At 49.7% G+C, this 24,748-nt stretch carries 32 protein-coding genes; 8 read left to right on the top strand and 24 right to left on the bottom strand.

What is annotated here, in order from left to right:
* The first annotated feature begins 84 nt into the window (after positions 1–84).
* Both ACG2XO_RS11360 and ACG2XO_RS11365 read left to right on the top strand, forming a co-directional pair.
* Positions 85–1,413, top strand: coding sequence for an adenosylmethionine--8-amino-7-oxononanoate transaminase (locus ACG2XO_RS11360; RefSeq protein WP_410498099.1), 1,329 nt, complete (start codon positions 85–87; stop codon positions 1,411–1,413).
* Positions 1,410–2,969 (top strand): hypothetical protein, encoded by a 1,560-nt coding sequence (locus ACG2XO_RS11365; protein ID WP_410498100.1) that lies wholly within the window; start codon positions 1,410–1,412, stop codon positions 2,967–2,969. Before ACG2XO_RS11360 ends, ACG2XO_RS11365 begins: the two co-directional genes overlap by 4 nt.
* Here the strand turns inward: ACG2XO_RS11365 and ACG2XO_RS11370 are convergent, their stop codons facing one another.
* The 13 genes from ACG2XO_RS11370 to dusA form a co-directional block, all read right to left on the bottom strand.
* A complete protein-coding gene (locus ACG2XO_RS11370) occupies positions 2,970–3,974 on the bottom strand; it encodes a tyrosine recombinase XerC (protein ID WP_410498101.1) in 1,005 nt (334 codons plus the stop codon).
* Positions 3,961–4,626, bottom strand: coding sequence for a DUF484 family protein (locus ACG2XO_RS11375; protein ID WP_410498102.1), 666 nt, complete (start codon positions 4,624–4,626; stop codon positions 3,961–3,963). Before ACG2XO_RS11375 ends, ACG2XO_RS11370 begins: the two co-directional genes overlap by 14 nt.
* 11 nt (positions 4,627–4,637) lie before the next feature.
* Positions 4,638–5,468, bottom strand: coding sequence for a diaminopimelate epimerase (gene dapF / locus ACG2XO_RS11380; RefSeq protein ID WP_410498103.1), 831 nt, complete (start codon positions 5,466–5,468; stop codon positions 4,638–4,640).
* Between the two features lie 58 nt (positions 5,469–5,526).
* Positions 5,527–5,949 (bottom strand): CoA-binding protein, encoded by a 423-nt coding sequence (locus ACG2XO_RS11385; protein WP_410498104.1) that lies wholly within the window; start codon positions 5,947–5,949, stop codon positions 5,527–5,529.
* A 66-nt stretch (positions 5,950–6,015) separates the two neighbouring features.
* Positions 6,016–6,375 carry a DUF3147 family protein gene (locus ACG2XO_RS11390; RefSeq protein ID WP_410498105.1) on the bottom strand — a complete coding sequence of 120 codons (360 nt, stop codon included), beginning with the start codon at positions 6,373–6,375 and terminating at the stop codon, positions 6,016–6,018.
* 1 nt (position 6,376) lies between these two features.
* Positions 6,377–6,757, bottom strand: a complete 381-nt coding sequence (locus tag ACG2XO_RS11395) for a Rid family detoxifying hydrolase (protein WP_410498106.1) — start codon at positions 6,755–6,757, stop codon at positions 6,377–6,379.
* 54 nt (positions 6,758–6,811) lie between these two features.
* Positions 6,812–7,378 (bottom strand): flavin reductase family protein, encoded by a 567-nt coding sequence (locus ACG2XO_RS11400; protein WP_410498107.1) that lies wholly within the window; start codon positions 7,376–7,378, stop codon positions 6,812–6,814.
* Between the two features lie 156 nt (positions 7,379–7,534).
* The gene (gene hemW / locus ACG2XO_RS11405) at positions 7,535–8,725 is read right to left on the bottom strand and encodes a radical SAM family heme chaperone HemW (RefSeq protein WP_410498108.1); all 1,191 of its coding nucleotides are present in this window, start codon (positions 8,723–8,725) and stop codon (positions 7,535–7,537) included.
* A 5-nt stretch (positions 8,726–8,730) separates the two neighbouring features.
* On the bottom strand, positions 8,731–9,291 hold the full coding sequence (locus ACG2XO_RS11410; protein ID WP_410498109.1) for a hypothetical protein: 561 nt from the start codon (positions 9,289–9,291) through the stop codon (positions 8,731–8,733).
* A gap of 37 nt (positions 9,292–9,328) precedes the next feature.
* Positions 9,329–9,568, bottom strand: coding sequence for a hypothetical protein (locus ACG2XO_RS11415; protein WP_410498110.1), 240 nt, complete (start codon positions 9,566–9,568; stop codon positions 9,329–9,331).
* Positions 9,565–10,158: an RdgB/HAM1 family non-canonical purine NTP pyrophosphatase gene (gene rdgB, locus ACG2XO_RS11420; RefSeq protein ID WP_410498111.1), complete on the bottom strand. Its 594-nt coding sequence runs from the start codon at positions 10,156–10,158 to the stop codon at positions 9,565–9,567. Before rdgB ends, ACG2XO_RS11415 begins: the two co-directional genes overlap by 4 nt.
* 72 nt (positions 10,159–10,230) lie before the next feature.
* Positions 10,231–10,875, bottom strand: coding sequence for a TIGR02281 family clan AA aspartic protease (locus ACG2XO_RS11425; protein WP_410498112.1), 645 nt, complete (start codon positions 10,873–10,875; stop codon positions 10,231–10,233).
* A 1-nt stretch (position 10,876) separates the two neighbouring features.
* Positions 10,877–11,848 carry a tRNA dihydrouridine(20/20a) synthase DusA gene (dusA, locus tag ACG2XO_RS11430; RefSeq protein WP_410498113.1) on the bottom strand — a complete coding sequence of 324 codons (972 nt, stop codon included), beginning with the start codon at positions 11,846–11,848 and terminating at the stop codon, positions 10,877–10,879.
* A 188-nt stretch (positions 11,849–12,036) separates the two neighbouring features.
* Between dusA and ACG2XO_RS11435 the strand changes: the two genes are divergently transcribed.
* The 3 genes from ACG2XO_RS11435 to ACG2XO_RS11445 all read left to right on the top strand — a co-directional run bounded on the left by ACG2XO_RS11435 (position 12,037) and on the right by ACG2XO_RS11445 (position 15,947).
* A complete protein-coding gene (locus ACG2XO_RS11435; protein WP_410498114.1) occupies positions 12,037–13,158 on the top strand; it encodes an integrase in 1,122 nt (373 codons plus the stop codon).
* A gap of 439 nt (positions 13,159–13,597) precedes the next feature.
* A complete protein-coding gene (locus ACG2XO_RS11440; RefSeq protein ID WP_410498115.1) occupies positions 13,598–14,620 on the top strand; it encodes a nucleoid-associated protein in 1,023 nt (340 codons plus the stop codon).
* Positions 14,601–15,947, top strand: coding sequence for a hypothetical protein (locus ACG2XO_RS11445; RefSeq protein WP_410498116.1), 1,347 nt, complete (start codon positions 14,601–14,603; stop codon positions 15,945–15,947). The genes ACG2XO_RS11440 and ACG2XO_RS11445 overlap by 20 nt, the downstream gene beginning before the upstream one ends.
* A 322-nt stretch (positions 15,948–16,269) precedes the next feature.
* Here ACG2XO_RS11445 and ACG2XO_RS11450 read toward each other — a convergent pair whose 3' ends face one another.
* From ACG2XO_RS11450 to ACG2XO_RS11460, 3 genes are all read right to left on the bottom strand, one after another.
* Positions 16,270–16,596, bottom strand: a complete 327-nt coding sequence (locus ACG2XO_RS11450) for a hypothetical protein (protein WP_410498117.1) — start codon at positions 16,594–16,596, stop codon at positions 16,270–16,272.
* A gap of 21 nt (positions 16,597–16,617) precedes the next feature.
* Positions 16,618–17,838, bottom strand: a complete 1,221-nt coding sequence (locus tag ACG2XO_RS11455) for a hypothetical protein (RefSeq protein ID WP_410498118.1) — start codon at positions 17,836–17,838, stop codon at positions 16,618–16,620.
* Positions 17,839–17,950: 112 nt separating this feature from the next.
* Positions 17,951–18,592: a phage antirepressor N-terminal domain-containing protein gene (locus tag ACG2XO_RS11460; protein WP_410498119.1), complete on the bottom strand. Its 642-nt coding sequence runs from the start codon at positions 18,590–18,592 to the stop codon at positions 17,951–17,953.
* Between the two features lie 325 nt (positions 18,593–18,917).
* On the opposite strand from ACG2XO_RS11460, the gene ACG2XO_RS11465 reads away from it, so the two are divergent.
* Both ACG2XO_RS11465 and ACG2XO_RS11470 read left to right on the top strand, forming a co-directional pair.
* Positions 18,918–19,190 (top strand): BrnT family toxin, encoded by a 273-nt coding sequence (locus tag ACG2XO_RS11465; RefSeq protein ID WP_410498120.1) that lies wholly within the window; start codon positions 18,918–18,920, stop codon positions 19,188–19,190.
* A complete protein-coding gene (locus ACG2XO_RS11470) occupies positions 19,171–19,464 on the top strand; it encodes a BrnA antitoxin family protein (protein ID WP_410498121.1) in 294 nt (97 codons plus the stop codon). The genes ACG2XO_RS11465 and ACG2XO_RS11470 overlap by 20 nt, the downstream gene beginning before the upstream one ends.
* A gap of 32 nt (positions 19,465–19,496) precedes the next feature.
* On the opposite strand, the gene ACG2XO_RS11475 is transcribed toward ACG2XO_RS11470, so the two are convergent.
* From ACG2XO_RS11475 to ACG2XO_RS11510, 8 genes are all read right to left on the bottom strand, one after another.
* On the bottom strand, positions 19,497–19,748 hold the full coding sequence (locus ACG2XO_RS11475; RefSeq protein ID WP_410498122.1) for a pyocin activator PrtN family protein: 252 nt from the start codon (positions 19,746–19,748) through the stop codon (positions 19,497–19,499).
* A gap of 253 nt (positions 19,749–20,001) precedes the next feature.
* On the bottom strand, positions 20,002–20,217 hold the full coding sequence (locus tag ACG2XO_RS11480; RefSeq protein WP_410498123.1) for a hypothetical protein: 216 nt from the start codon (positions 20,215–20,217) through the stop codon (positions 20,002–20,004).
* 111 nt (positions 20,218–20,328) lie between these two features.
* A complete protein-coding gene (locus ACG2XO_RS11485) occupies positions 20,329–20,541 on the bottom strand; it encodes a hypothetical protein (RefSeq protein ID WP_410498124.1) in 213 nt (70 codons plus the stop codon).
* A 144-nt stretch (positions 20,542–20,685) separates the two neighbouring features.
* Complete coding sequence (locus ACG2XO_RS11490) at positions 20,686–20,820, bottom strand: hypothetical protein (protein ID WP_410498125.1); 135 nt, start codon at positions 20,818–20,820, stop codon at positions 20,686–20,688.
* A 13-nt stretch (positions 20,821–20,833) separates the two neighbouring features.
* Entirely contained in the window at positions 20,834–21,268 is a 435-nt protein-coding gene (locus ACG2XO_RS11495) for a hypothetical protein (RefSeq protein WP_410498126.1), read from the bottom strand.
* Positions 21,269–21,447: 179 nt separating this feature from the next.
* Positions 21,448–23,070 (bottom strand): DUF4041 domain-containing protein, encoded by a 1,623-nt coding sequence (locus tag ACG2XO_RS11500; RefSeq protein WP_410498127.1) that lies wholly within the window; start codon positions 23,068–23,070, stop codon positions 21,448–21,450.
* A gap of 78 nt (positions 23,071–23,148) precedes the next feature.
* Positions 23,149–23,610, bottom strand: a complete 462-nt coding sequence (locus ACG2XO_RS11505) for a hypothetical protein (protein WP_410498128.1) — start codon at positions 23,608–23,610, stop codon at positions 23,149–23,151.
* Between the two features lie 4 nt (positions 23,611–23,614).
* Positions 23,615–24,457 (bottom strand): helix-turn-helix transcriptional regulator, encoded by an 843-nt coding sequence (locus ACG2XO_RS11510; protein ID WP_410498129.1) that lies wholly within the window; start codon positions 24,455–24,457, stop codon positions 23,615–23,617.
* Here ACG2XO_RS11510 and ACG2XO_RS11515 point away from each other — a divergent pair.
* Positions 24,392–24,646 carry a transcriptional regulator gene (locus tag ACG2XO_RS11515; RefSeq protein WP_410498130.1) on the top strand — a complete coding sequence of 85 codons (255 nt, stop codon included), beginning with the start codon at positions 24,392–24,394 and terminating at the stop codon, positions 24,644–24,646. The two genes, ACG2XO_RS11510 and ACG2XO_RS11515, sit on opposite strands and share 66 nt — an antisense overlap.
* Positions 24,647–24,748 lie beyond the last annotated feature (102 nt).

Consider the following 24,748-nt stretch of genomic DNA (forward strand, 5'->3'; position numbering starts at 1 on the left):
CATTCTGCAGGGCAAAGTACGCTCTGGCTATAGCCGATAATCCTAACCCTGATTGATTTTGCCAGAGTATGCGAGAATGGCGCGATGAAGACTGACAATCAATCTCTATTGGCGCGTAGCATGGCCGCTGTCTGGCATCCGTGCACGCAAATGAAACGCCACGAAAGCTTGCCGCTGGTGCCGATTGCCCGCGCCGATGGCGTCTGGCTGACCGATTGCGATGGCCGTCGTTTGATCGATGGCGTTTCAAGCTGGTGGGTCAATTTATTTGGCCATAACGAGCCGCGTATCAAGGCCGCCATCAGTCGGCAAATGGACACGCTAGAGCATGTCATGCTCGCCGGTTTTACGCACGAGCCAGTCGTTGCGCTCTCCGAAGCTTTAGGCGAATTGACCGGGCTGGGTCATGCGTTTTACGGCTCGGACGGCGCATCGGCAACCGAAATCGCGCTGAAAATGAGCGCGCATTACTGGCGCAATTTGGGTCAGCCGGAAAAAAACCGCTTTGTCTATCTGGCCGACAGTTATCACGGCGAAACGGTCGGCGCGCTATCGGTCACCGATGTGCCGATTTTCCGCACTGCCTACGCGCCCTTGGTGCGCGAAAATTTTGCGGTGATGAGCCCCGATCCGCGGCTGGCCGCCGAGGGAGAATCGGCTGCCGATTACACCACACGAGCGCTCGCTGATCTGGCGCGGGTACTGGCAGCGCATCACGGTGAAATCGCTGCGCTGATCGTCGAGCCTTTGGTGCAAGGGGCGGTGGGTATGGCGATGTATGCGCCGGAATACCTGGCTCAGGCGCGTATACTCTGTGATCAATATGATGTACTGCTGATTGCCGATGAAATCGCAGTCGGTTTTGGCCGTACCGGTACGATGTTTGCCTGCGAGCAGGCGGGGATCAAGCCTGACCTGATTTGCCTGTCCAAAGGCATTACCAGCGGCTATCTGCCCTTGGCGGTCGTACTGTGCAGCGATGCCATTTATCAGGCTTTTTACGCCGACGAGACCGCCAAAGCATTTTTGCATTCGCATTCGTACACCGGCAATGCGCTGGCGTGCGCGGCGGCGTTGGCGACTTTGCAGATTTTCCGCGACGATGACGTGATTGTGCAAAACCGCGACAAGGCACAGACAATGAGCCGTATTTTTTCGCCACTGGCCGAGCACCCGCAAATCCGTCACTGGCGGCAGCGCGGCATGATCTGGGCGTTTGACGTGATCGATGCCCCCCCTGATTTCGCACAGAAATTTTTCCAAAATGCACTAAATGCCGGAGTTTTATTGAGACCGGTAGGAAATACGGTATATTTTATGCCTCCGTATATTATTGATGTCGCACAGACGCAAATGCTCTGCGCTGCGGCATTGCAAGCATTAGAGCGAAGCATAAATCCACCACGGCCATGACTTTGAAATTTATCCTCCCTGAATTTGACCCCAACTTGACTGGCTCGGTTGAGACCGACCCGAAAAAGCTCAAGGAATGGCTGATTGCCTTGCCAACGGCCAATGTCATCGAGGCTGGTCGCTTGATGCTCGACGCCTTGACGGTACTCAATCGAACCAAGCTTGAGCCGGACTTGCGTGCGCCTTTGCTCGCCGAATATCAAAACTCGATTGAAATGCTGACCGGCGCTTTTGAAATCGCCTACGCCTCACCGGGTTTGCCGATGAAAGAGTCGGCGCGACTTGCCGCCCAGCTGGCGCGCAATGTCTGGCACGAGCTGGCAACGGGCTGGAAAGTGGCGATTCAGGAAAAACTCGACGAAAAACGCTTTAGCCTGTTTGGCGGTACCGGTAATAAGGTAGCACCGGCGCTGTTTCAATCTTTGCTGTATGCCTACTGGCGCGTTTTCCAGGTGTCGGGGCGCTTGTACCAGAATTTGTCCGAAGGCATGTGGCTGGAAATGCACCAGACCTTTTGCTATTGCGCCGAAAACAAGATGCTCGACGAGCCTAAAAACGAGAATCCGAAAGACAAGGCCAGCCGTCCGATTGCGACCTTGTACAAACAGATGATTTTGCTGGCCTTGGCCGACCCGCATCGTTTTGCCGGCTCCGAGCTCGATAAAGTGATCGAGATTATCGAAAACTACGCGCCGCATGCACATTTTCAACCGCTGAGTAAATTGTCATCGACTGCGGGTTATTTTCTGATCGAACTCGAGTCTGACAAGGCACCGGTTTATGTCGGCAATCGCTCGCTCGACAATCATCTCGGGCAAGCTTTGCTGTTTGATACGATAGAGCTGGCCAAAAAACTGCACAAAGCCGAGCATTCGGTCGAGGCGCAGGCACCAATGGCCAAAGATCGCGCCAAAGTGCTGATGTGGCTGGAAATCCTGCGCCGGGTGATCCGGCAATGGAGCATTGTTCCGCATCGCATGTATCAACGGATTCCAACTCATTCGAGTATCAGCGTCGCTTTCGGTTTGCGCCGTACCGCATTCCGTTTGAATCAGGGGCAGCCCGGCGGCGCGGAGCATATTATTGTTGCGGAAAAAGATCTGGAATTGACGCAGTGGCAAGTGATTAACGAAAGCCCAGGTGGTTATGGGATTTTGACCCAGCATTTGCCCGACGAGCGTGCCAAAGCCGGCGAGATTGTCGCCTTGTCGGTCGCCAAGGAAAGTCACTGGATGGTCGGATCGATCCGCTGGATGCAACAGCATCATAACGGCGCAATGGAAATGGGTTTGCAGGTGATGAGCGCCAAAGCGGTCGCCATTCTGATGCGCTCAACCCAGCAGAGCGAAGCGGGCAGTTATTTTCCGGCTCTGCTGCTGCCGGCGATTCCGGCGCTCAAACAGGCTGCACGCCTTGCCGCGCCAAAAGGGCAATACACACCGTTGCGTGAGTATTCGGTACTGATGGGCGAGCGCGAAATGTTTGTCCGTGCGGCCAAACTGATCGAGCAGCAAAACGGTTATGATCTGTTCGAATTCACGGGCGAATTGAACTGATTATTTGCGATCCATTGGGGTATTGCTTTCCAGGTTGGGTTCGCTCTGCTCTTTGGGCTGATACTCTGGTTGGGTATTTGGCAGCTTGGCGCGTGGATGCGTCTTGTCATACACCTCGGCCAAATGCTGAAAGTCCAGATGCGTGTAAATCTGGGTGGTCGCAATACTGGCGTGGCCGAGCAGCTCCTGCACCGCACGCAAATCACCGGATGATTGCAGCAAATGGCTGGCGCAGCTATGGCGCAGTTTATGCGGGTAGAGCGGTTCCTTGATTCCCAGTTTGACTTGCCAGTGCCTTAAGCGCAATTGCACCGCGCGAGTCGTCAAAGGGGTGCCATTCTTGCTGACAAACACGGTATTGGTCTGGCCACGAACCCATTGAGGGCGAATCGTTAACCAGTGTCGCAAAGCTTCGATTGCCGCTTTGCCGATCGGCACGATCCGGGTTTTATTGCCTTTACCGGTGATGCTGGCCATCCCGTGCGGTATATCCAGATCAATCAGCCTGACGTTGACCAGCTCGCCGACTCGCAGTCCCGACGAATACGCCAGCTCGAAAATTGCCTTGTCGCGGGCATCGAGTCCCTCGTCGTCGGGCATATTTTCGAGAAAGCCGACGGCGTTATCACTATTGAGTGTGGCGGGCAGGGCTTTGCTGACTTTGGGCGCTTTGATGCCTTCGACCGGATTGAGCGGCCAGTGAAAATCGCGAATCATCAGCCGGTAAAAAACACGCCAGGCCGATAAAATCCGGGCAATTGAACGGCCAGATAAACCACTACTTGCCAGCTGGCGAATAAAACCGCGGATTTGTTGCGCGCCAAGCTGCTCCAGATTGTGTGACTGACTTAAGCGAGCCAGATGTTGTAAATCGCGCTCGTAGGCCGCCATCGTGTGCGGGCTGGCCATTTTTTCACCTTGCAAATGGCGGAAAAAATGGACAAATAGCGCCTGAGTGGCGCTATCTGGTGTAAATGTATTTGCTGCGACTTTATGCTTGGGCATCGTCAGGAATGACGCGCCTGATGGCCGCCGACACCAGCTCGGACAGGCGCTGCAGATACAGCGTTCCCATATCGGGGTAAAAACGGTCGCTGTCATTGCTGGCCAATACCAGGATGCCAAAGGGCGTTTCTCCCTGTTTCAGGGCAAACTGGGCAAATGATTTTAGCTCGCCCGTATCGCTCGCAAACCAGTCGAGTACCTCGTCGGTCACATAAGGCCCGCAATAGGGAGAAACCAGATTTTCAGCCAGTTTGCTGATGGTTTCGCTGACCGGCGAGAATTCCATCAGGTTGCAGTCACCAGCAGGTAGCCACAGACGCAGGGTCATAAAGGGAACGCCAAAACGTTCTTTCAAATGATATTCGAGCGTCCCGATAATCGAAGACAGATCATTCGCGCGCATCAAATCGACGGTGAGGTGATGCAGTTTGTTGGAAATGCTATCGTTTTCGACGCCAAACTGCAGCAGCTCGCTAAGACGAACTTCTAATTGACGATTGCGGTCACGCAGTGTCAGTAATTGACGCTCGGCCAGTGAAACGGCATGGCCGCCATGACTGTGCGGGACAAAAATCTGTGCAATATCGTCTGCAAAATCGTCAAAAAATGCCGGATTTTGCTTGAGCCATAGAACAATATCATTCGCTTGCATGTTGCCCTCGATTAAATATCTATAGAACCTTCAAATACGGTAACCGCAGGTCCCGTCATCATCACTGGCTGACCTGTGCCAGCCCACGAAATATGTAAATCGCCACCACGGGTATGCACCAGCACAGTTTCATCGAGCAGGCCGCGGCGGATTCCGGTGACGACCGCAGCGCAGGCGCCCGTACCACAGGCCAGCGTTTCACCGGCCGCGCGTTCAAACACTCGCAGGCGGATTTGACGACGACTGATGATCTGCATAAAGCCGGCGTTCACTTTTTGTGGGAAGCGCGGGTGATTTTCGATCAAGGGGCCGTGCTCAAGCACCGGCGCGTCATCGACTGATTCAACAACCTGCACGGCATGTGGGTTACCCATCGAAACGACCGAAATGTCATAAACCTGACCATCAACGATCAGCGGGTCAATGATGGCTTCGTCGGGAGCCTGAAATGGGATTTCCTGCGGTTTGAAACGCGGCACGCCCATATTGACGGTGACATTGCCGTCGGATTCGAGCTTGGGATAAATCACGCCTTTGGCGGTTTCGACGGCGATTTCGGTTTTGTCGCTCAAGCCTTGATCGAAAACAAAGCGGGAAAAACAGCGCGAGCCATTGCCGCACTGCTCAACTTCGGAGCCGTCGCAATTGAAAATGCGGTAGCGAAAGTCGATGCCGGGTGTGCTGCTTTTTTCAACCAACAACAGTTGATCAAAACCGATGCCGAAATGGCGATCACCGAGCTGGCCAATTTGTTCGCTGCTGAGCGTTACTTGCTGGCGAACACCGTCGATCACCATAAAATCATTGCCCAGGCCCTGCATTTTGCTGAATTTTAATTTCATGCTGTCGGTATTTTCTTGAAGTTGGATAAGGCTAACGCTGCAGTGCAGCAGCGGCAAGTTAATCTGCGAAAAGTCGGCCGTATTCGACCATTAAGCAACGATCCATCACGATGGGAATCCCGGCCGCTTTGGCGCGTTCGGCCGCCGCCTCGTCGATAATACCCAGTTGCAGCCAGATGGCTTTGGCGCCGCGCCCAATTGCTTCGTCGACGACATGACCCGCTTCTTCGCTGCGGCGGAACACATTCACCAGATCAATTTCGCCGGGAACGCTCGCCAGATCGGGATATACCTTTTCCCCAAGGATACTCGCCAGCGGTTTGGGCGTGACCGGAATAATCTTGAAGCCCCATTGCTGCATCAATTTACTCACGCCATGGCTGGCACGCGTCGGCTTGTCGGACAGACCGACCACGGCGATGCGTTTGGTTGCGAGCAAAATGGCTTTGATTTCTGCATCGGACGGATTCTGGAAAGTCATGCTGGCTTATCCTGTGGGTATCTTGCTGTAGATTAATCCGCTATTGCTCTGGGGGTGTATACACCCCTAGAGTAGGTGAATCTGAAAGCGTGCCAAGAGCTGGGCGTAGACAAAAAACAAAGCGATCGTTGCGACTGCACTGACGATCAGCGCTGGCCAAAAACCCAGTTTCGCCAGCAAAAATGGAAAAACCAGAAACATCGGCAAAGTCGGCAACACATACCAGAAGGTATACCAGGCATGCGCAGCAATTCTGGCATCGGGTTGTTTTTCAACATAAAGCCAGATCAGCGTCAGGCAGGTGACCAGTGGCAGCGCGGCCAGTAAGCCTCCAATCCGCTCATAGCGGCTGGCGACTTCGGAAATACCGACCACCACGGCGGCGGTGATCAGGTATTTGGCGATCAGATACGCGGTGTTGCCCATATTAACCCAGTACCATCACCGCATCGGCTTCAACAATTGCGCCTTTAGGCAGTGCCGCAGCCTGCACAGCTGCGCGAGCCGGGAAGGGCGCGCTGAAGTATTCGCCCATGATTTCATTCAATTTGGCAAAGTTGGCCAGATCAACGACAAACACACCCAGCTTGACGATGTCGGACAAATCGCCACCGGCGGCCTGACATACCGCGCGTAGGTTCTGGAAAACGCGATGTGTTTGCGCTTCAAAACCGTCAGCCAGCTCGCCGCTCACCGGATCAAGGCCGATCTGGCCCGACAAATACACGGTGTTGCCGACTTTGACCGCCTGCGAATAAGTGCCAACGGCTTTCGGTGCGTTATCGGAATGGATGATTGCTTTGCTCATGGTGTGTTCCTTTTTCATCAAAAAAATAATATCCGTAGGAGCGGGCTCGCCCGATTAATTACGTTTATTGGCATTAATCGCATACGGCTCGGGATGCACGCGACCTTTGTGCAGCAAATCATCTGCGGCATAAATATGGACAATTTCGACCAGAATCAGGTCGGCAACGACCGGATTGCCGATCGCGATTTGCTGCAAAAACCGGCCTTCGAGCGCGACGCCGCAATTTTCCAGTCGTGGCGTTTTGACCTGTTGCGAAGGACTAAATTGCAGTCCGAGTGCGTCGATTTGTTCCTGCGAAGGCGGAATGCCCGATCCGGTAGCATGCACGGCCGGTGCGTGATCGTGCGACGGGATATGGATCACGCAATCGCCGGTTTGCTGCAAATTGAGCGCGGTGTCTTTCTGCTCGTTCTCGCCTTCGTTTGCCATGCGCCGGTTGACGCTGAGCGACACAATCATCGGGTCGCTGGAGACAATATTGAAATAGGAAAATGGCGCGATATTGATTTTGCCAGCCGCATCAATGCTGCTCACCCAGGCAATCGGCCGCGGCACGACGCAGTCGGTGATCAGATTGTATTTTTCGCTCGGCGACAATGTCGCGACTGGCCATTCCATAAAAAATCCTATTGGTACGGGTGTTAGGTATGTGCTTGCTGCTTAATATTATTCTAGGTTACAGCCATATACCCATTGTATTCTTGATTGCATTGCGCTGGCTTACGGCCTTTGGACTTAGTGTATTGCTCATGCCTTGTTGTGGCCTAACCCATCCTACGGTAAAAAACGTTCCATCAACACATTCAAAAAGCGCTGGCCTTTCTCTGTCGGCTTGACCCAGTGTAAATCCCTTTCGAGCAGGCCCTCACGACAGGCGCGTTCGATTTCAGCGAAGATTTTGCTTTGCGGCTGTCCGGTGCGCTCGGTAAATAACGCCAGCGGAAAACCTTCGGTCAGGCGCAATAGATTGAGCATAAATTCAAACGGCAATTCGCTTTTCTCGACGACGTTTTCGGTCTGAATCGCATTGCCGGCGGCCATTTTGGCCAAGTATTCCGTCGGCTGTTTATAGCGTGCCTGGCGAATGATTTTATCGTGAAAACTGATTTTGCCGTGCGCGCCAGCGCCAATGCCCAGGTAATCGCCAAACTGCCAGTAATTCAGATTGTGCTGGCTGCGCCGTCCACTTTTCGCGAAAGCACTGGTTTCATAATGCTCAAAACCGGCGCTCGCCAGTTCAGCTTCGATCATTTCCTGCATATCGGCGGCCAGATCGTCGTCGGGCAGCGCGGGCGGGTAGCGATGAAACAGCGTATTGGGTTCGAGCGTGAGGTGATAGGCGCTTAAATGCGTTGAATTGCATTCAATCGCCAGACGAATATCGGCCTGTGCCTGCGCCAGACTTTGCTTGGGCAGCGCGTACATGATGTCGAGGTTGAAATTGCTAAAATGCTGATGCGCAATTTCGACCGCGCGCAAGGCTTCGTCGCGATTATGAATCCGCCCCAAGGCGCTTAAATGCTCAGGATTAAAGCTTTGAATGCCGATTGAGAGCCGGTTGATCCCCGCTGCGGCGTAGCCGGCGAACTTTTCGATCTCGAATGTCCCCGGATTGGCTTCGAGCGTAATTTCAGCGTCGGGGTTGAGCTTGACGCGTGCGCGAATCGCCTCCAGCAATCTGTCCATGCTGGCGGCTGAGAATAAACTCGGCGTGCCGCCGCCCATGAAGATGCTCGAAACCGAACGCCCCCAGACTTGCGGCAGCACACTTTCCAGATCGCTAATCAGCGCGTCGATATATTGATCCTCAGGCAGACCGCTCGCGGTGGTGGCATCTTTGACCGCATGCGAGTTGAAGTCGCAATACGGGCATTTCTTCACGCACCACGGGAAATGAATATACAAAGCCAGTGGCGGCAGTGCGGTGAGGCCGGACGAGAGTTGCTGAAGCGAAATGGTCTGCATGGTGCTTATTGTTTGGCGGTTTTGGCCATGGCTTTTTTGGAGTATTCGACCATGCCATTGAGCACTTTGTAGTCAGGGTGGCTAGTTTTAATGTCCATTTTGCCGTCATTCATTGCAGCAAAATACTGTTTGCACGCGGCTTCCGGGCCTTTTTTCTCGAATGCAGTTTTGATGACTGAATCGGATTGTTCATTGAAGGTTTTTTTCATATCCGCCTGTACTTTTTTGGCGGTTTCTTCACCTTCAAATTGCTGGACTGTCGCAAAATAGCCGCCCATATAATCGGCGTGGGTTTGCAGGTAGATTTTATTTTTATCGATCCATTTTTTGAGTGAAGCCTTGATTTTTTCTTCGTTCAAATCGGGTTTGTCCTTGCAGGCCATCGCCATTTTCTGCTGAATGATGATGGTCATGCTCAGATTGCCGGTGGCCTGATTGCGCTCGGGGGTAAATGGATTGTTGATTTCGCTCACTGCCGAAGCCTGGCTGGCTTTTTTGGACGGGGTTGCCGCCATGCTGGTGGCAACCGGGAAAACGAGCGCGAGCGCCAATAGAGCTTTTTTCATGTGATTTCTCTGTGGATTTGAATTGAAATTGGGGGATTCAGGATTTGCGATAGGGGTCATGCAGTCTATCGACCAGTTGATGCAGCACTTGCCGCATCTGTTCGGCCGAGACTTCCATCAATAAACCGTCTTCAAACAGGTCTTGTGCCATTTGCGACAATTCATCGAGGTTTTCATTCATGACTTTGACTTTCTCGGTGCACGACACCACGCTGCCATCGTCGCGGCACCATTTGGCCCAGCGGCTTTCGCCGTGGCTGAGATGGGGGTGGCTCATAAACCGGTTTCCTGCAGTTTCGCGATCAGACTTTTAAGCGCTTTGGCGCGGTGTGAAATCTGGCTTTTTTCTTCATGCGTAATCTGGGCGACGGTTTTATTCAATTGCGGCAACCAGAACAGCGGATCATAACCGAAACCGCCTGCCCCCTGTGCAACTTGTGCAATTTCACCGACGCAAACGCCGTCGGCAATCAGCGGTTGCGGATCATGCTCACTGCGTACCAGCACCAGCGAAGCATAGTACCAGGCACGACGATCAGATTGGCCGGCCAGCTCAGTCAGCAGCTTGGCATTATTACGCTCGTCCGATTTGGGCTCGCCCGCGTATCTGGCTGAATAAACGCCGGGTGCGCCGCCTAGCGCGTGAACACAAAGCCCGGAATCATCGGCCAGCGCGGGCAGGCCGGTGATTTTGGCGGCATGCCGCGCTTTGGCGAGTGCGTTTTCGACAAAAGTGCCATAGGGCTCGGGACATTCGGGGACGTTCAGCTCGCCCTGTGCGATGATCTGCAGCTCGAATGGTGATAGTAAATGGGCAAACTCTTTGAGTTTGCCCGCATTATTGCTGGCGAGGACGATTTTCTGCATAGATTAATCTTTGGGTATATAGCTGTACTAAATGAAATTTCTGCCTTGCAGCCATATACTGTGGCGGGGTAATTAATAAACTTTTTTACTGAGTATCATCAGCTCTTGCTCGCGCTTCATCTGGAAACGGTTAAGGACACTCATTCCAACCAGGATAGGGCCATTGTCAACGCTGTCCCGGATCACCGTTTGCACATCATAGAGCATGACATTGCCGACTTTGACTTGAGGTAATTTGATCAGCCAGGCACCAATCCGGCCATTGGCGGTTTGCGAATAACCGATCTGACCATCCTTGTACTTGATGTTCATGCTGTCGGCCGTGTTGCGAGAAATTGAAAGGTGAGTCGCTCCGGTATCGACGATGCCTTTCTGGGCGGTCTGATTGATCCCGACGTCAACCATATAATGGCCGCGCTCATCGGGTGTCAGCGTCAGCGAGCCGCCGCCAGTGGCTTGCCCTGATTCTTGCGAGACATAACCCTGCCCGAGTTGCAGTTGCCGCTGTTTGCCATTACTGCTGATCATGGCCGATTCGGCGTTGACGGTGACGATTTTGAATGCGCCGCTTTCCTGTCCGGCTTGCAGGGTTTTTTTCTGCCCATTGATCTGGAACAGACCTTTGTTGCCCATCGTGCCGAGCAGGACAATATCGTCAGCCAGACTGATGCTGTTTAGGCCGAGCAACAGGATGATAGACACTGCAAATTTGGACATATCAAGACTCGCTATATGGTGATTCACGAAGGGCAAGGCTCTGTTCGATCTGATTGAGCGCCTGTTCGATCAGCCGCCAATCCGCGTTTTTTAACAGTGTGGCATCAGATAGCATTCTGCGCCATTGCCTTGCACCGTACTGCCCCTGATACAGCCCAAGGATATGCCGGGCAATAAAACGCAATGGCGTTCCGGCTGAAAGTTCACTTTCGACAAAGGGCCGCAGATTGGCCATCGCGCCAAGCCGTGTTTGCTCACGTTGTGGCTGTCCATATATTGCCGCATCAACTTCGGTCAGAATCCATGGGTTATGGTAAGCCTCGCGACCAACCATCACGCCATCGACGTGCTCCAGATGACTTAGACTCTGTTCAATCGTGTTAATTCCGCCATTGATAATGATTTCCAGCTCGGGAAAGTCGCGCTTGAGCTGATACACATAATCATATTTCAGCGGCGGAATTTCCCTGTTTTCCTTGGGGCTTAACCCTTTCAGAATGGCGTTGCGCGCATGAACGATAAACGTCTGGCAACCGGCTTGGGCGACTTCGCCAACAAAGTCGCGGACAAAAGCATACTCTTCCACTTTGTCGATGCCGATACGGTGCTTGATCGTCACGTCGATCTGGCAGGCGTCCTTCATCGCTTTGACACAATCGGCAACCAGTTTGGGTTCGAGCATCAGGCAGGCGCCAAAAGAGCCCGACTGCACGCGTTCGCTCGGGCAGCCGACGTTCAGATTAACCTCGTCATAGCCCCAGTTTTCGGTGATTTTGGCGCAACGAGCCAAATCAGCCGGCTCGCTACCGCCCAATTGCAGCGCAACCGGATGCTCGGCCGCATCAAAACGCAAATGCCGCATTGGGTCGCCATGCAAAATCGCACCGGTATTGACCATTTCGGTGTAAAGCCAGGTTTGAGTGGATAACTCACGCGCAAAGCGCCGGTAAAACCGGTCTGTCCAGTCGAGCATCGGGGCGATGCAAAAGCGTCTAGACCTTGTATTTGTTGATTCTATTGGGTTTAGGTCTTGTTTTGCTTGGTTTTCGTTGTTTGGCATTGTTTTGGTTTTATTGGGTTTACTGCGTATTTGTTTGCGTAAAGTGTACCGTGAGTGTACTGTTTTGACTGATTTTTTGTCACGGTACACTGCGGCTTGCGATGGCTACTATTTTACGCATAGAAAACAAAGACGGCACGATTAGTTTTAAGGCTTTGGTGCGCTTAAAGCGGGGTGGCAAGACCGTGCTTTCTGAGGCGCGCAATTTTCTGGTATTGGGCAAAGGCGCGCGAGTCGAGGCCGCTACCCGGCGGGAGGCCGAAGAGTGGGCGGCCAAGCTCACCGAGGCCATGAAAGATGACACGGCACTGCGAACCCGTCACCTCAAAGGCATGACGATTGCCGAGCTGATCAATAAGTACGTTGCCTTTGTCGAGAAAGACAAGCCGTTGGGCGATAGCAAGCGCAGTGTATTGCGGATTGTGTCGGCGGCGCCGCTGGGTCAAATGAGGCTGGTCGATTTGACTGCGGTGGCCTTGATCAATCATTGCCGCGAGCGGCGTGCGCAGGGTGCAAAGCCGCAAACGATCAACCAGGATGTGATTTATCTGGGTGGTGTGCTGCGCACTGCAAAAGCGTATTTCGGCATCGATGCGCCGGTGGCTGAGTTTGACCTGGGCAAAGAGCAGTGCCGGCAATTGGGTCTGCTGGCCAAATCGGCGGAGCGTGATCGCCGTTTGCAACCGGGCGAGCTGGGGGCGTTTCTGGCTCAGGCCGAAAAGTGGAAGCACAAGGGCGTGATTCCCATCGCCGATATCGTGCGTTTTGCGATCGAAACCGGTATGCGTCAAAGCGAGATTGTGGGCCTGCGCTGGGCTGATCTGAATGAGAGCAAAAAAACCATCGTGATTCGGGATCGCAAAGATCCAAAAGAAAAGCTGGGCAACAATCAGATCGTGCCGCTATTGGGCGAAGCATTCTCCATCATCAAGGTGCAGCCGGTGACGGATGAGCGGATTTTCCCCTTTAACGCAGACGGCGTACGGGCGCGGTTCGAGCGCCTGTGCCGCTTGGCCAAGATCGACGGCCTGACTTTTCATGATCTGCGCCATGAGGCGATTAGCCGCTTATTCGAGCAGGGCTACCAGATTCAGGAAGTGGCGCTGGTGTCCGGCCATCGTAGCTGGAAAAACTTGGCGCGCTATACCCAGCTTAAGGCTGAGGATTTGCATCGGGAGGTGTTGCACCCGGTGGATGTTGGTGGGCGTAGTGATCGGCGATGAGGTTGGGCGCTGTTCCGATTGCCCAGATTCGTGCATTTACCACAAACCAAGAATGGTCACCCGCGGGACGTGCCTTTGTCCCGCGAAGCGGTTAGACTTTTACAGTCATAGCAAGGTATCGCCAGCGATGGCCAGCCGGTGTTTGCGATGAAATCTGCCTCGCTGGATGTGCTATTCCGCAAAGCGCGCGATCATGCTCTGATTGAAGGGTTGTGCTTTCACAATAGCCGCGCTGAAGGCCTAACACGTTTGGCCAAAAAACTAATGCCGATGGAGTTGACCAAGGTATCTGGGCATAGGGATTGCGAATTTTGATGAACACGTACTATCGGGAAGACCCCGCGTCTTTAGTGAGTAAATTAGATTGATTTGACGCAGACTAGGCCGTTTTTGTATCAATTGCCTTTATAATGACTTATGTTTGAAAAGTGATAAATAAATGGAAATTCAACTAAATAATCCTATTATTTTAAAGATGGCAATGCACGTTGTTGGTGAGGATGGCGAAGAACGATCTAGACACTTACCAGCTACTGATGTTGTTCATCAGGAGTTTTTTCTTGGAAGAATTCAAGAAACTATTAAAGGCTGCAAATGTGAATTTCTCCCCGCGTCTGGTGTGTATTCCGTTCTAAAAGGAGTTAAAGGGCGTGGCGAGAATTTTAATGAACAAAGTATTAATCTGGCAGACTTATTTCATTTGGCAATTACAAGTCAGGGTGGAGCAGTTCCTGGTGCTTTTTTGTTGTTTGAAATAGAAAATAATGAAGATAAAATTTACTCGATAATAAAATATGAGCATGATGATGTTGTGCACTATAAGAGTAAAATCAATGAGCGTGGCGAGGAAGTTTTAGATTTTGAGTTGCTTGATACTACATTTGTTAAGAAGCCGCAGGCAATGCAAAAATCAGCTCTGATTTCTTTTAGTGGTGAAGAATCGATTGTATATGTGATCGATAGAAGTGAAAGAAAGGGTATCACTAAATATTTCAGGAATTATTTAGGGGTTGTTCGACTCTATGATGATTTAGAGTTGACTGAGAAATTTCAAAAAGTAGTGGATTCATTTGTCAAGTTTGCAGTCGGTAATGATTTGTTGCCTAAAGAAATTAGGAAGACATATAAATCTAGATTATATGAATATTCACAAAGAGATGGGGCTCGCTTTGATCCTGATGAAATTGCAGTTTTCTTGGGGGTTTTAGTTGGGGATGATTCGCCTGCCTTGGTTGAAGTGTTTGAACGAGAACTGAAGAAAGGGAAAATAGAGGGAGAGAAATTTGAGTTTGATAAAGAATCAGTTAAAAAACCATCAAAATACAGAACAAAAACATTAGATGGTATTGTAATTAATTTTGATCAGAGTCATATTGACTCTGGGAAGTACAGAAAAGAAGGGGAGACTATTGTGATTGATATATCTAATGGTCTAGAAGAAGATGCTGATCAATTGGGTTAGTAGATTCGCAGCTCTAGCTGATCTCCATGAATTTTCTTGTGATGAAGATTGTGGATATTTTTCGATCAAGTTTAATGCTTGCGCTGAAACGGTTATTGCTCTCAATGAATTAATTCTCTTGGGCTCAGGTGAATTTTTTAAGAGTGTCACGATTAGAAATAATAACTTAGATGAGTTAATAGGGTCAGATGACTTGAATGAGGAAATTTATGGCGATTCGATTAGCTGCATTTTTCTGAAAAATATTGAATTGCCATGCTTCTTCGTTACCCACAAAGGTTTTGAAAAAAGTTTAGTAAAGATATCGGCTAGAAGGTTAGTGTTGATTAACTCTGTTTTTGGGTTTTCTTCTTTATCATGTGAATTTTTGCCGATCTCAAGATATGACTCGTCGCATGTTAGTGTTGATGACTCTCTTGATATTGAAAGAAGTTTTTCTACATTCTTGAATGGGCATTTGGAAAGCTTGATTGATCAAGTTATTCCTTTCTTTTTGTTGCGGACGCTGCCAGATAATGATTGTGATTACTTTAATATATGGAGAAGAACTTGTTCTGAAGTTTTAGTGAGATTGATGGGAAATAAAATAGTAAGAGATCAACATGATGTTCGAGTATTAACAATTAAAGCAGACAAAAAAATAGATTTTGTACTAAATGATGCAAGTGGCATCCATGTTGATTGCTTTCAAGAGCTCCAAGATATTGTATCCTGGATTGTTTCGCCAAAAAGAGATGCTAAGACAAGGCATCAAATCTATTTAGGATGTTTTGTTCGCGAAGGAGTGGGAGGAGTTATTTGGGATTGCCTTAAATCTTCAGCTACTCATGCTCTTGAAGCTGCGCAGCTCAATTATGATTCGTTGCTGGACAAAGAGGCTAGAGAAAGTATTAAAGTTATGGTTGATATAAGAAAGGCTGTATTTGATGTTGCTGCGCAAGTATCTAAAGATGCGCAGGAAATATCAAATCGTGTCGCTGGAGATATTGTTGCTATTGTAGGTTTGTTGATTACAAGACTTGCATTGTTTGAAAAGGGTAAATTGGATCCTTTCTTTGCTAAGTTGCTAATATTAATGGCAATAGTTTATATTTCTTACAGGGCATACTCTGTTTTACACGTTTCCAGACAATTTTTTGCATCCGCTGAGGTTGCTCGTGAATCTTGGAGTAGGCGAATATTTAGCAATTTAACATCTGTTGATAAAGCTGAATTATCTGATGCCCCAATAAATCAAGCCAAGCTAATCCTCTCAAGGGCACTTGATACTGCTGGAATTGCTTATGCTTTTTTGTTGTTCATCTTGGCGATCCTTTTGATTATTTGAAGATATATAAAAGCCCGCAACCGCGGGCTTTTTCTTGTCTGCTATTTGCACGATCAATGTCCAAGCAGGTTGCTGCGGTTGTGGTATTGCTTGGCGGCGATCGTCTCGACGCGCTTCAGGTTGAGTGTGTTGAGTTTGAAGTCTTGGAAGGTGTTGACGTAGCGGCGGTAGATGAGGGATTCGAGTTGGCGTAGGGCTGGGGCGAGGGTTTGCCAGGCTTCTTGGATTTGGTGTAGCCGGTCAAAGAAGACGTGTAGGCTAAAGGCTTCGATCAGGATTTTGGAGCTTTGGCGCTCGATTTCTTAATTGACCAGCTTGGTATTTAGCTTTCTATCCATTGCTTCAATTTCTTTTCTTCCCCTTTGCCTATGTGAGCAACCCAAGCACCGTACGCAGCGAGCGCGGCTGCACAGGTCAGCCCAATGGCGCTGTCGGGAATGATGGTGTTCAGTATGTCGGGAAGTGTATTTCTGACTGATGGCGCATTCTGTGAGCTGTATTTCAATAGCGGATTTTGAATGGCTTGATCGAATAAGCGAATAACAAGCCCTGTGATAAACAGCATAAAGCCAGACCACATGAAAGCCTTTCCGGCCAAGGTGATCAACCGCGGTTTGTATTCCAGTGTGTCGAGCAATTTATCGAGCATTTTGTTTGTCCTGTAATTGGATTATGACTGTTCTTTTTTGTCTGCTGGCTTGTCGGCAAGTTTATCTGTTGCTTTGCTAAAATCTACTTTTTTGATTAGTTCAACTAATAACTCATGCATATTGATAGGGTATGAGTCTGTACTGTGTTTGGGGTGTTCGCGCGATGTAAATATCTGCATGGCCAGCGTAGCTTTGAGTTTGTGTTGCTCTGCCTCGGGTAGTGACGTGAGATAGGGATCAATCGTTTTGAGGACAAGAGACGTGTGTTGATAATGGTTTTGCTGCTCGCGGTGTTTGGCAGACTCTCGTGACAAATAAGCAGCAGGAACAGACAAAAATAATCCAACCACAAACCGAAACATTGCCTTTTTCAAATCCAGATCACTGGTAGCCGCTTCGTGCAGTGCGTATGCAAAAATGCCCACAACGACAAGCATGAGTAAAATTGCAAAGATTCGAAGTAAATTGGCCGCTTTCCTTTCTTTATCAGCATTTCCAGAATAATCGCCTGCAATTGTTCTTTGGCTTGCTACATCAAGTAGCTCATTTAATTCAGACAATTTTTCATTGAATTCTTTTTTGATATTTTCAATATTGGTATTGAAATCAGTAATTGTATTGCTGGTGATGTGTGAAAATTGGCTAAGTTCTTCCGATTTTTCCTTGGTGTATTTTTCAAGGCCTTCTATTAATTCTTGTTTTTCTTTGTGTAGTTTTGTTATTTGATTGCTGGTTTCATCGATGTGGTCATGAAATGACTTGAGTTTTTTGATTGAGTGTTGATTTTGTTGTCTGAATAATTCTAATTGTTCTAGTTTTTCCTCAATTGTATTCATTCGGTTTGGTGTGCTGGTTATTCTGATTGATTCATTTAATTGTTTTTTCTGGTTGAGGTTCTCTGTGTGATATTGTGAAATTGTTGAATTGAGCTTAAATAGTTTTGTTAATATATTTAGTAGTTTATCGTTTTTATTTTTGTCGGTAATTGATGTTATTTTTTCGTGGTGATCATGTAATAATTTTAGCTCTGAGCTATTTGATTCTTGGCTAGGTATTTCATTGTTTTTTATTTTTTCCAATAAGGTGATGGTGCGGAATTCAAGATCGAATGCTATTGGCATTGCTAAGTCGTTGTTTTCTCCATTAAGAGTACTTTCATCTAGGAAATTTCTTATGTCTCTAAGAATAATGTCGAGTTGAGTTGAGCATTTATTAAGCAGTTGTTTGGCGTGAGGGGACATGATTGGTTAGTTTTTGATGTGTATGATTCTTGTAAGTTTAATGCAGTTGAGTAAATCTGGGATGGATAAAGCCCGCAACTGCGGGCTTTATGTTGTCTTTTATTTACACGCATCAACGATGCCGCTGCGTTGCTTGTCGGGGTAGGGCGTGTGGGGTTGTTGGGGCTTCGGATAGGTGGTTCAGGTATTGGATGTTGAATGCGGCGTCGGCGAAGGCGTCGTGATATTCCCGTGCGAGGGGCGATTTCATCAGTCGCAATGAGGGGCTGATCGCTTTCCATGCTTCGCGCATCCGGCGCGCACCGGCCAGCAATGACGCGATGTTGCTGAGGTCGCAGAAGGTCAGTATTTCCTGCGTGCTTAAGGCGCGCGATGTGTTGGCCAAACCGGTGATCCAGTAATCGTGCAGCGCTTGGTAGCATTCGCGTTTGTAGAGGGTGATGGTGTCGCGCAGCTCGGGTTTGACGCGGGCGGTGTCGATGCCGAATAGCCAGCCGTTGAGGTAGCTGATCGGCAGGCAGACCATTTTGCGCGCCTTTCCATCCTCGGCAACTGTAGTCGTAATGACAATAGTCGAATTCAAGACTGCATCACGTTTGATACGACTAAGTTGCGAAGCCCAATCAAGTCCGATTGCTTCGCAGATCGGTTTAATGGCGACGAATTGCGTGCCGCTAATGTCGAGCAGAATAAGAGTGTGGCCGTGAAACTGGATGGTGTTGCTCGGAACGAGCGCGTGCTGAGTATTTGTCATGATATGACCTCGTCTTTAGCAGATTAAATCCGCGTCTTCGTCGCCAAACGAAGGTGGGCGGAACTGTGCAGGTTGGCGAACCGGAAAGACGAAACCGGCATACCCGGAGGTATCCCACACAGCCCACCCATAGGGGTATGACTGTGCAACGGGCGTAAAAAAACCGCTTTACGCGGATACCCGTCGTCTAATTTCCGAGTCGCCAAACTCGCATCGCGCTATTGAACGCGACATTCGCACTGTAAACCAGCGGTATCATTTTTGGCAAGGTGATGTTTCCTGATGAGTGCTTGTTAAAAGACGTTTGTGTAACTACAATAACCTCATGAAAATCAGCTACGACCCAACAAAACAACAGCGCAATATTGCTGAGCGGGGATTATCTTTCGAGCTGGCGGCTGATTTTGACTGGTCTTCGGCGTTGTTGGTCGAAGATACTCGGCAGGATTACGGCGAGCGGCGTTTTCAGGCATTGGGCTATATTGGCGAGCGGTTGCATATGCTGGTCTTTACGCCCCGTGATGGCGCGGTCCATGTGATTAGTCTGCGCAAAGCCAATCGTAGAGAGGTGACTCATTATGAAAACCAAACAAGTTAAACCCATTCACGACGATAACCCAGAGTGGACGGCCGAAACATTTGCCAAGGCACGGCCTGCGGCTGAGATGCTGCCGGGCTTGTTTGGCCAGGCCGCAGCCACCGAGATGTTGAAGCCCAAAGGCGGCCGCCCAAAATCGACGGATAAAAAAGTGCAGCTGACGGTGCGTTATAGTGCTGAGGTGGTGAATTACTTCAAAGGCACCGGCGATGGCTGGCAAACCCGCATGGATGAAGCTTTGCGTGAGTACGTGGCTACGCATAAGGCGGCCTGAGTTTGTGTCGCGCTGGATTTTTACACCGCAGTTCACAGCTGCCCCCGTTCCCAAATCGTTTTGGCCTTGAGCGCCTGCTGGTCGATATGCTTGGCCAAGTCTTCGATGCGAACGAAGCGGGGGGCTTTTTGTGAGTCGGATAGTTTGATCACCGGAAACGGCAGCTGCTGTTTGCTGGCCTGCACGTTGATCTGATGCTCGCTCATCCCCAGAAATTCACCCACCTTGCCCAGCGGGATCAGCGGCGTTTCAAATTGCGCCATGAGTAAAAATGCGGTGTTCATCAATCAATCCCGTCCTTTTGGCTCGTGTCCTGGTTCGCTGCGTTGCTGGCTAACCTGTCGATCGCGTTTCTGTTGCCTTTGAAACCAGCTGAGGCGGCTGTTGCGCTGTCGGCTGGCTTGGTTGCTGGTGTTGCAGGGTTTGCGTGGCATTAGTTGGTGCGGCCAATGATGTCGGTTGATCGGCATCGGTGGCAGCGATCCGGCATGTGCTGGCCGCGCCCGATGAGCTGTTTACAGCTGCGACAATAAAATTTCAGTTCGCGCATCGAATGCCTTGTTTTTGCTGTTTTTCGATGCGGGTCTGGCAGTCGATGCAGCTGCCGTAGGTCTGGCGATGTGCTTCCAGATCGTCGCCGCAATGACGGCATTCGGTGGCAAATTGCATTCGCGCTGCGGCGCGGGTTTTTGCCAGCGCGGCCTCGCGTTGGGCTTGTTCGATGTCGCTGGCCAAGTCGTTTTGATCTGACATTGGTGTTTCCTTAGTGCGTATAGATTTGTTCGAGCATCAGCCAGCCGATGCCGGCTGCTGTCCAGATCACGGCTAGCGCGATCAGTTGGAATAGTTCTTTGGCGGTTTTCATCATCTGGATTGCTGGCTCGTGCGTTGCGCCCAATACCAGCCTGCCTTGTAGTCGGCATCGGTGATGCGCCAGCCGTGGCGGGTCAAAAATTGCAGCAATGAAAAATCTTCGGAGATGTCGCGCACCAGCTGGCGACCTGGTGGGCGGCGGATATTTGGGGCAGGTGGAGATGCCTGCTGAATGGCGAGTTGGGTTTGTTGGTAGGGCTGCATGATTCACCTCATGAAGTGTCGATGAAGTGAAATTTAGCAAAACACTAATTTTAAATCAATAGCAAAATACTAAATATATTTTTAGTGTGGCAATAAAAAACCGCCCGAAGGCGGTTGGTTGTTGTGGCATGAGATTCCGGTTTCTTAACTTGAGCAGTACCCACCTTTATGGTGCGAGCCAGTGCCACCACGTGGATGAGTGCCTTTGGGGCAGGCCATCGCAGTCGACACACTCAAACCGAAAGCCGTGATCATGATCAGTACAATCATTTTTTTCATTTTCTGTTCCTGCTTAGTTGTTTACTTCAAACACATTTTCGCAGCGCATGCACAGGAAACTGGCATTCCATTTGGCATATTTGATTGGGAACTCGTTTTTGTTTTCTTTGTACGCAAGGTAGGCAAGGTAAATGCCGAGCGCTACAAACGCATACAGCAAAGGCCCCCAGAAGAAGCTAGCAATAAAACCGATGACAGTGCAGGTGACGATGAGTGCGAAAAGTGACTGCTTTTGTGGCGGCTCGTATTTTTTTGCAAGGTTTGACTGGCTGGTGCCGCTGGTTTTTGCCGCCCCACCTGCTAAACCACCGCCCCCAAGGCCAGCGCCTGCAGTCGTAGTTTCAATGTTGCTGGTGCCGTGTGAATGAATAATCGATAGTTTTTGCGTGTTTTCGCATTGGCATTTTGGGCAGTTGTACATGTTGGATCCTGAGTAAAAGTAAGCCATGCGCTTTGCATGAATGCATTTGTTATTAATTGGTAAGCTACAAGGAAGATGTTATCGGCTTTTGAAAAAGGTTCAAGGTGAGCCTTAGTGCGTGTGGTTTGCTGTCACAAAGGTGCAACAAAAAAACCGCCCGAGGGCGGTTTGGTGGTTTGGTGGTTTGTGTCAAGTGTGTTAGTTATTTATTCGACTTCTTCGCTGAGTTCTTCGAGTGGCGTTAGCATTTCCAGCTTTAACAGTCGTGCCAGATGTGCGTGGCGCTCCTCTTGGCTCATTGCTGAGATGGCTTGTGATTCGCGGAATTCATGCGCTTCGGCGGTTAGCGTGAAGTGGGGTTCTTCTTTGAGGAGCTCGCTGCCGATTAGCTCATTGATGCTGTTTCGAATTTGTTGTAAATCGACGCGGAAAAATTCTTTGCGGAAATTGACCATATTCATGCGCTGCATATTGAAGCGGCGGTGTAGCTCACGCTCCAGTCCTGGTGCATCTTCGCTGTACATCATGGCGTGAACGTCAAAAGTGAAAGGTACAGATGCGTCGCCAAGCTCTTTCACGCGATCCATTGGCTCCAGCCGCCGCGTCATACCAATTTTGAATACCGTTTCGCCGAACGAGCCGATGTTGGAAATCACATAGACGTGGCCTGCTCGGGTTTGTTGTGCCATGGATAGAGCGCGCTCGTTTTTGGCCTCGGCCTCGACCAGTTTGCTTTGCAGTTCGGCCAGTTGCGCCTCGAAAGTAACACGCTGCTCATCGGTGGCCTTGGCAATTTGCGCTTCGGCTTTTTCCATGGCCTTTTTGATAGTTTCTTCTTCTTTGGCGGCTTCTTTCATCGCTCGTTCGTATTCGCGACGGGCTTTTTCTTCTTCGCGGATTTGCTCTTTGATTTGGCGTTGTTCTTCGCGCTCTTGGTCACGCAGAGCAACTACAGTTGCTACGAGCTTTAATTCAGTCAGTCGGGCAGATAGATAGGCAGGGGTAATTTTGGCACTGCGGAAAGCTTGGCCAAGATGATTGACGAGTTGGTAAGCATCGTTGATTTGTTGCTCCAATTTGCCAATGTTTTCTGCTTTGACTGAAGAAAGAATCGAGTCCACTTTACCGTTAAAAGCGTCAGTAACAAACGCAATGGCGGTTTTGCTGCGGTGGGGTTCTACATAGTCGCACGTCGCCGCTTTGCCGGTTTCGGTGAGTAGCTTGCTGGCATTACGAGCGGTGGTTAATTGGCGTCCAGCATCGACGTGACTGTAATTCTCTGCCAAGTCGTCTAACAGACTGCTGGTCGGTTTGAGGTATTTGTCACCGTAGCCATTAATGGTGTTCTCCATAGCGGTAATGGTGGCCTGAATCTCTTTCTGTCGCTCCAGTGCTTGATAGGCTTCGCCCGCAATTTGGGTTGCTTGCTCTTTGGCTTGCTGGATGATGTTGTCTGCTTGGGTGTGTGCTGCTTTCAGTGCCAAATCTGCTTTGGTTTTTAGTTCTGCAGCATTGACTTTTGCTTGCTTTAATACCTCTTTTGCATCTTGGGTGATTTGATCTGCTTGCTGGGTATTTGCCTGTATTAATTCATGGGATTGAGCCAGTTGTCGTTGAATTTCGGCTTCGATATCGACGATGGGTTGGTATTTGCCAAGTTCTGATGCTTTGGCTTGTAGGCTGCGAATGGTTGCCTGATCTGCACTGATTGTGGCTTGTAGCTCTTTTTCGATCTTTTCATGCTTGGCTGTTTCGATGTTGTAGGCGTTATGTTTTTTGATGAAGAGAATGAGGAAAACGACGAACAAGATAAAGAAGATAAATTCCATGATGGACCTTTTTAGTAAGCATAATGAAATTTACACGCATGACAGGCAAAAGAAAACCCGCCTAAGCGGGTTGTCATTTTACTGGGGGGTCTTGTTTGATTCTGAATCTTGCGGGGGTGTTGCTGATGGAGTATCTAGTTCGCGTTGCAGTTTGGTTAGTTGAAGTTTTGCCATTTCAAGTTGGACTTTGGCAAATTCATCTGCGATTGGTTGGGTAACAGAATACCAGCGTTCAAAGCCAAATATGCCGATTAGCGTTGCCAATACAGCAAGGATTAGCGAATATGTTTTTATTCCATCTCTGTCTTTGACCGCAATTTCCATGCTTTTTTGTAGGGCTGCGATCTTGGTTTTTTCTACCGGAGTGGGCTGATTGATAGCTTTTAAGGCCTCAATTTCGACAACTGTTTTAAAGATAAGTTGATTCGTATTGCTGGTGGTATAGATGGGAGCAGCGAAAGAAAAAATGATTAAAAATAGCGCAAAGAGGGCGCAAAATTTGTACAGGCTATCTGTGGGGAGCGGGATTTTGTCGTACATGGCTTTATAAGCCCCCTCCGCGCCAAACCACGCGGCCAATCACCTGCAGGTCGTGTCCGGGTGGGACGGTGATGTCGGGAAATGCCGCTTTGTTGGCGTTGTCGCTGCGTAGCAGCAACATGCCAAATTCTTTGGACAGGCGTTTGATGATGACTTCATCGTCCATCAGGATGGCATAGACTTCGCCTGTTCTGGGTGGGGTTGAGGCTTGATCAATCAGTACAACATCGCCATCCTGAATGGTAGGGATCATGCTGTCGCCTGTTGCATAAATTACGCAGGCTTGGTGTTCGTCAATCCCAAGGCGTTCGAGCCAAGCGCGTTTGAACGTCAATCCGCCAATCACTTCGACATGATCATTGAAGAAACCTGTGCCGCAAGCGCCCTTGGTACTGTATTGGGGTATGAGTGCGTAATCTTCTGTTGACGGTGTTCTTGGGTATATACCCTTGGCCGTCTCTGCGTCGTTCTCGCCTTTGTGTTCTCTATCTATCCAGCCATGCTCCAGCCCGAGCTTGGATTCAATTTTCCTTGCTAGCTGTGCGCCGAGATTGGCGGGGTGTTCTGTGCTCAATATTTGGCTGATATAGGCCGGTGCGGTGTCCACCGCTTCGGCGAATTTCGATTGAGTGCTGAAACGCGATATCAGCGTTTGCAGGTTGGCGAGCCTGATTGATTTTGTGTCCATAATTTGATGATGCTGGATTTTAGTGTTTCCATAAATATTTAAAACACTAAATTTTGCTTGCTGTTGATTTAGTGTTTCGCTAATATTTGCGGTATGAAACTCAAGACTTGGATTAAAGCCTCTGTTGGCCGGAATAAATGGTTGGCGGAGCGCTTGCATACTAGCCCTTCCTATTTGTCTCAATTGGCCAGTGGCGTGCCGTGTTCTGCCGCTATGGCGGTTGAGATTGAAAAAGCGACTTGCGGCGAAGTTCGTTGCGACGAGCTGCATCCGGCGGTCGATTGGTCTTACCTGCGTGGCACTGCAAAAGTTGTTTCATCGGTTTCCTCGTCAGCCCCATCTGCATAGGGTTGGCTTTGCCCGGCTTTGTGCTGGGTTTTTTTATTTGTGGTCGATGCCATGACGGCATCTTAATTTTTGTTTGGCGTGATGTAAGCGCACGGTTAGCTA

Source organism: Chitinibacter sp. S2-10 (genome assembly GCF_046530675.1).
In the GTDB taxonomy this organism is placed as follows: domain Bacteria; phylum Pseudomonadota; class Gammaproteobacteria; order Burkholderiales; family Chitinibacteraceae; genus Chitinibacter.

Excerpts from the sequence above, each read along its gene's own strand:
- ACG2XO_RS11480 (WP_410498123.1), bottom strand. The coding sequence starts at position 20,217 with ATGTCAGATCAAAACGACTTGGCCAGCGACATCGAACAAGCCCAACGC.
- ACG2XO_RS11365 (WP_410498100.1), top strand. The coding sequence starts at position 1,410 with ATGACTTTGAAATTTATCCTCCCTGAATTTGACCCCAACTTGACTGGC.
- ACG2XO_RS11415 (WP_410498110.1), bottom strand. The coding sequence starts at position 9,568 with ATGAGCCACCCCCATCTCAGCCACGGCGAAAGCCGCTGGGCCAAATGG.
- ACG2XO_RS11370 (WP_410498101.1), bottom strand. The coding sequence starts at position 3,974 with ATGCCCAAGCATAAAGTCGCAGCAAATACATTTACACCAGATAGCGCC.
- ACG2XO_RS11395 (WP_410498106.1), bottom strand. The coding sequence starts at position 6,757 with ATGAGCAAAGCAATCATCCATTCCGATAACGCACCGAAAGCCGTTGGC.
- ACG2XO_RS11425 (WP_410498112.1), bottom strand. The coding sequence starts at position 10,875 with ATGTCCAAATTTGCAGTGTCTATCATCCTGTTGCTCGGCCTAAACAGC.
- ACG2XO_RS11485 (WP_410498124.1), bottom strand. The coding sequence starts at position 20,541 with ATGCAGCCCTACCAACAAACCCAACTCGCCATTCAGCAGGCATCTCCA.
- ACG2XO_RS11400 (WP_410498107.1), bottom strand. The coding sequence starts at position 7,378 with ATGGAATGGCCAGTCGCGACATTGTCGCCGAGCGAAAAATACAATCTG.
- ACG2XO_RS11475 (WP_410498122.1), bottom strand. The coding sequence starts at position 19,748 with ATGAACACCGCATTTTTACTCATGGCGCAATTTGAAACGCCGCTGATC.
- dapF (WP_410498103.1), bottom strand. The coding sequence starts at position 5,468 with ATGAAATTAAAATTCAGCAAAATGCAGGGCCTGGGCAATGATTTTATG.
- ACG2XO_RS11490 (WP_410498125.1), bottom strand. The coding sequence starts at position 20,820 with ATGAAAAAAATGATTGTACTGATCATGATCACGGCTTTCGGTTTGAGT.
- ACG2XO_RS11460 (WP_410498119.1), bottom strand. The coding sequence starts at position 18,592 with ATGACAAATACTCAGCACGCGCTCGTTCCGAGCAACACCATCCAGTTT.
- ACG2XO_RS11390 (WP_410498105.1), bottom strand. The coding sequence starts at position 6,375 with ATGGGCAACACCGCGTATCTGATCGCCAAATACCTGATCACCGCCGCC.
- ACG2XO_RS11510 (WP_410498129.1), bottom strand. The coding sequence starts at position 24,457 with ATGCAAGCGCTCCGCCAACCATTTATTCCGGCCAACAGAGGCTTTAAT.
- ACG2XO_RS11495 (WP_410498126.1), bottom strand. The coding sequence starts at position 21,268 with ATGGCTTACTTTTACTCAGGATCCAACATGTACAACTGCCCAAAATGC.
- ACG2XO_RS11440 (WP_410498115.1), top strand. The coding sequence starts at position 13,598 with ATGGAAATTCAACTAAATAATCCTATTATTTTAAAGATGGCAATGCAC.
- ACG2XO_RS11505 (WP_410498128.1), bottom strand. The coding sequence starts at position 23,610 with ATGTACGACAAAATCCCGCTCCCCACAGATAGCCTGTACAAATTTTGC.
- hemW (WP_410498108.1), bottom strand. The coding sequence starts at position 8,725 with ATGCAGACCATTTCGCTTCAGCAACTCTCGTCCGGCCTCACCGCACTG.
- ACG2XO_RS11455 (WP_410498118.1), bottom strand. The coding sequence starts at position 17,838 with ATGTCCCCTCACGCCAAACAACTGCTTAATAAATGCTCAACTCAACTC.
- ACG2XO_RS11465 (WP_410498120.1), top strand. The coding sequence starts at position 18,918 with ATGAAAATCAGCTACGACCCAACAAAACAACAGCGCAATATTGCTGAG.
- ACG2XO_RS11360 (WP_410498099.1), top strand. The coding sequence starts at position 85 with ATGAAGACTGACAATCAATCTCTATTGGCGCGTAGCATGGCCGCTGTC.
- ACG2XO_RS11385 (WP_410498104.1), bottom strand. The coding sequence starts at position 5,949 with ATGACTTTCCAGAATCCGTCCGATGCAGAAATCAAAGCCATTTTGCTC.
- ACG2XO_RS11375 (WP_410498102.1), bottom strand. The coding sequence starts at position 4,626 with ATGCAAGCGAATGATATTGTTCTATGGCTCAAGCAAAATCCGGCATTT.
- dusA (WP_410498113.1), bottom strand. The coding sequence starts at position 11,848 with ATGCTCGACTGGACAGACCGGTTTTACCGGCGCTTTGCGCGTGAGTTA.
- rdgB (WP_410498111.1), bottom strand. The coding sequence starts at position 10,158 with ATGCAGAAAATCGTCCTCGCCAGCAATAATGCGGGCAAACTCAAAGAG.
- ACG2XO_RS11435 (WP_410498114.1), top strand. The coding sequence starts at position 12,037 with ATGGCTACTATTTTACGCATAGAAAACAAAGACGGCACGATTAGTTTT.
- ACG2XO_RS11450 (WP_410498117.1), bottom strand. The coding sequence starts at position 16,596 with ATGCTCGATAAATTGCTCGACACACTGGAATACAAACCGCGGTTGATC.
- ACG2XO_RS11500 (WP_410498127.1), bottom strand. The coding sequence starts at position 23,070 with ATGGAATTTATCTTCTTTATCTTGTTCGTCGTTTTCCTCATTCTCTTC.
- ACG2XO_RS11515 (WP_410498130.1), top strand. The coding sequence starts at position 24,392 with ATGAAACTCAAGACTTGGATTAAAGCCTCTGTTGGCCGGAATAAATGG.
- ACG2XO_RS11445 (WP_410498116.1), top strand. The coding sequence starts at position 14,601 with ATGCTGATCAATTGGGTTAGTAGATTCGCAGCTCTAGCTGATCTCCAT.
- ACG2XO_RS11410 (WP_410498109.1), bottom strand. The coding sequence starts at position 9,291 with ATGAAAAAAGCTCTATTGGCGCTCGCGCTCGTTTTCCCGGTTGCCACC.
- ACG2XO_RS11470 (WP_410498121.1), top strand. The coding sequence starts at position 19,171 with ATGAAAACCAAACAAGTTAAACCCATTCACGACGATAACCCAGAGTGG.